Raw genomic sequence first — 3,633 nt, forward strand, 5'->3', positions numbered from 1 at the left:
TAAGGGATTTCCCAGAACAAATAAATTATTCAATCTTGTGGGGTGGGCAGGAAAGCCCGCTCCTAGCCAAAGACCAGGGTAAGCGCATCTCAAATGCTATGCTGATAAAATGCCAATAGCGCCACCGAGAGCGAGTCCGCGAGGGTCTGATTAAAATATCTATTCACAAGTGGGCACAGGTGCGTTGGGATCGCGGGTCTTCGATTTCCCGAACAAACAAGTACATCTGTTCTGTTAGTGCTGTGGCACTAGGCAGGTTCAACTTAGAGCCAGTTTTACGCTCTTGACGAGTAGTATTAAAGTCTGATGCCATTAGACAGCCCCTGGTATGTGATTAAAAACTCTGTTTATTAGCTTATTGCTGAACACATTTCATTCTCAAATTAGATGTAATACTTTTACCTTGGTAAAATATTCTGTATTCTTAAATACGAAATTAGATGGGCTTACCCTGGGATATGACACTATATTTTCCTCGACGTAAATTTGTTTTGTATGGTTCAGCCACTTTCGCTACTAGCCTCTTACTGAAAGCTTGCAGAAGCAATCAAAGCATGACACCAACAGTTAGTAGTAGTGGGGAAGGATTTAAAATAGCGATCGCACTCCCTGGAATCATCACTGATAAAGCTTGGAATCAGTCTGGTTACGAAGGCTTAACCCTTGCTAAAGAAAAGCTGGGTGCAGAAGTTGCATATCTGGAACAAGTCGCCCAAGCAGATCAAACAGAAGCATTAACAGACTTTGCCCGCAAGGGTTATAATGTCGTATTCGCCCACGGTGGACAATTTGACGCAGCCATTGAACAAGTTGCTCCACAATTTCCCAATACATTTTTTGTGGGTGTAAATGGTAATAACAAGGGAGCAAATATTGCCTCTTTGCGAGTAGATCATTTGCAAGGTAGTTATTTATGTGGCATTATTGGCGCGGCTATTACTAAATCTAATAAATTAGCTTATATTGCTGGACAAGAATTTGCCGCTACTCAAGATGAACTACGGGGATTTAAATTAGGAGCAAAATCAGTTAAACCCAATATTCAAATTACTTCTACATTTCTAGGTGATTGGAATGATGTTGCTAAGGCAAAATCAGCTACACTTGCCTTAATTTCTTCAGGCGCTGATGTAATTTATCAATGGTTAGATAGTTCTTCAGCCGCAGTTTTACAAGCAGCCAGCGATCGAGGAGTTTATGCTTTTGGTAATACAAAAGACCAATTAGATGTTGCTCCCAAAGCAGTGTTAACAAGTGCAGTTAAACGATTAGATATAGCAATAGCTTATTTAGCAGAACTCGCAAAACAAAAACAACTCAAAGGGCAGATATATACTATAGGTTTAGAAAGAAAAGATATATTATATTTAGGTAAATTTGGGGCAGCAGTACCGGAAACAGTTAAACAAAATACTTTCAAAGTACAACAGGGAATTATCGATAAAAAAATTATCTTTGAAAATTGCCAGGAAGCTGGTAAAGATACCCGTTGTGTCAAAAAAGCATGAACCTCAATGTATTTACGTTTAGAAAATATTAGTAAACGCTTTAACTCATTTGTTGCTAATCACAATATTAGTTTTACTGTTGATGCTGGTAAAATTCATGGAATTTTAGGTGAGAATGGCGCAGGTAAGACGACTTTAATGAACATTATTAGTGGTCTATATCAACCTGATACGGGAAAAATTTATCTAGAAGATAAATTAGTAAAAATTACCTCTCCAAAGGGCGCAATCAAACTAGGTATAGGCATCGTATATCAGCATTTTATGCTTGTGCCTAAGTTAACTGTTACCGAAAATATCATCCTGGGTAGAGAAAATAATTGGTGCTTAAATCTGCGGGAAAAACAACAAGAAATTGCGGCTTTATCCCAAGCTTATGGGCTAGAAATTGACCCCACAGATAAAATAGAAAATTTACCAGTAGGGACACAACAGCGAGTAGAAATTCTCAAAGTGTTATATCGCCAAGCCCAAGTATTAATTCTTGATGAACCAACAGCAGTTTTGATACCAACCGAAGTAGAATTATTAATTAATATCTTGCGACAACTGGCGGCAGCTGGCAAGACGATTATTTTTATTAGTCACAAGTTAAAAGAGGTAATCAATCTCTGCGATACAATCACAGTATTACGACGAGGTAAAGTAGTAGCGACAACGACAGCTAAAGAAGTGACTCCTCAGCAATTAGCAGAATTGATGGTGGGACGCGAAGTAGCTTTACAACTGAATAAATCTGCATCTGTACCGGGAAAAGTGATAGTGTCAGTACAAAATTTGTCAGTTGCTAATGATAGAAATATTCCTGCTGTCCGCAATGTTTCATTTGAATTACGGGCTGGGGAAATTTTAGGAATTGCTGGTGTAGATGGCAATGGACAACGAGAATTAGCTGATGCGATCGCTTCTCTACGAGAGGCTACACCAACGCCCGCCTTCTCTACGAGACGCTCCGCGAACGGCATCGCAGGTTTAAGAAATATCAACAAGGGTAAGATTGAGTTTAGTAGCTCCTGTACTCGCCAGAAAATAGGTTACATTCCTGAAGATCGGCAAAAAATGGGTTTGGTGTTGCAGTTTAGCATTGCCCAAAACTTGATTTTGAATACTTTTAAAAAGTTACCATTCTGCCGCAATTTTTTATTACAACCACTAGCAATCAAAAATTATGCTCAAGTTGTCATGGAAGAATTTGATATTCGGGCGACTGGGGAAGATATCAAGGTAAGCCAACTATCGGGGGGAAATCAACAAAAGGTAGTATTGGCAAGAGAACTGGCAGGAGAACCAAATTTAATTATAGCGATGCAACCCACACGGGGATTAGATGTAGGGGCAACAGCCGCAATTCATTCTCAGTTGTTAGCACAACGCGATCGCGGCGCCGCAATCTTGTATATTTCTACAGAGTTAGAAGAAGTGATGGCAATGAGCGATCGCATTGCCGTAATCTACAGAGGAGAGTTTGTCGCTATTTTGGATGTACAGACAGCGACGATAGAGGAAATTAGTTTATTGATGGCTGGGGGGACACGCAGAGGGTAAAATGCCAAGTCTTTATGCTCAAACCGCCTTGGGGGTTGCTATATCAGGCTGATCATCCACCTCCTTGATGAAAGCTGCAACTTCATCGGGTGACTGATGCCAAAGGTAATTCTTTTTCCCTACTTCTTTTGGGCGTTCATCACCTTTAAACTCTAACTTCTGGAAATATGTTTTGATAGAACTGGCACTATTCGTCCACAAATTTTACTGTGGGCGCGGGTGGGCGAGGCTCAACCATACTCTCTATCTCAGTTTTTGCTCCGGCGTAGCCGGTCGTAGACATCGCACTTAATTATACTTTGGCGAGAGTGATAAAAGAGGGTTAACCATGTCTGCGTTAGCGCACCGTTACAATACTCTGTTTTCGTTTATATAGACCCCAGAGCAATAATTAGTTGGTTTGTAACAAACGCTGTTTTTAACATTAAATTTTATACTGTATATGAATTGGCGTGGAGGCAAAATTCTTCAATAAACTTCAGACCGCAACAGTTGAACTTCTCCAACTGTTGCAAGTTAAGTATTTAAGCATTCAAAATCTGATGCAATCTAATGGAATATTTGGTTGTTTCTACGCAAT

4 protein-coding genes are annotated in these 3,633 nt (G+C 39.9%); 2 read left to right on the forward strand and 2 right to left on the reverse strand.

Features of this window, described 5'->3' with window-relative positions; translation table 11 throughout:
* Positions 1 to 163: 163 nt before the first annotated feature.
* Positions 164 to 313, reverse strand: coding sequence for a hypothetical protein (locus tag ACYTXL_RS30090; RefSeq protein WP_461927838.1), 150 nt, complete (start codon positions 311 to 313; stop codon positions 164 to 166).
* 145 nt (positions 314 to 458) lie between these two features.
* Between ACYTXL_RS30090 and ACYTXL_RS30095 the strand changes: the two genes are divergently transcribed.
* A complete protein-coding gene (locus ACYTXL_RS30095) occupies positions 459 to 1,508 on the forward strand; it encodes a BMP family protein (RefSeq protein ID WP_461927839.1) in 1,050 nt (349 codons plus the stop codon).
* A gap of 6 nt (positions 1,509 to 1,514) precedes the next feature.
* Entirely contained in the window at positions 1,515 to 3,053 is a 1,539-nt protein-coding gene (locus tag ACYTXL_RS30100; protein WP_461927840.1) for an ABC transporter ATP-binding protein, read from the forward strand.
* Between the two features lie 18 nt (positions 3,054 to 3,071).
* On the opposite strand, the gene ACYTXL_RS30105 is transcribed toward ACYTXL_RS30100, so the two are convergent.
* Entirely contained in the window at positions 3,072 to 3,254 is a 183-nt protein-coding gene (locus ACYTXL_RS30105; protein ID WP_461927841.1) for a hypothetical protein, read from the reverse strand.
* Between the last annotated feature and the right edge of the window lie 379 nt (positions 3,255 to 3,633).

The organism is Nostoc sp. (assembly GCF_054880495.1).

What these genes read in the sequence shown, in the direction of transcription:
- ACYTXL_RS30100 (WP_461927840.1), top strand. Translation starts at nt 1,515, where the DNA reads ATGTATTTACGTTTAGAAAATATTAGTAAACGCTTTAACTCATTTGTT.
- ACYTXL_RS30095 (WP_461927839.1), top strand. Translation starts at nt 459, where the DNA reads ATGACACTATATTTTCCTCGACGTAAATTTGTTTTGTATGGTTCAGCC.
- ACYTXL_RS30090 (WP_461927838.1), bottom strand. Translation starts at nt 313, where the DNA reads ATGGCATCAGACTTTAATACTACTCGTCAAGAGCGTAAAACTGGCTCT.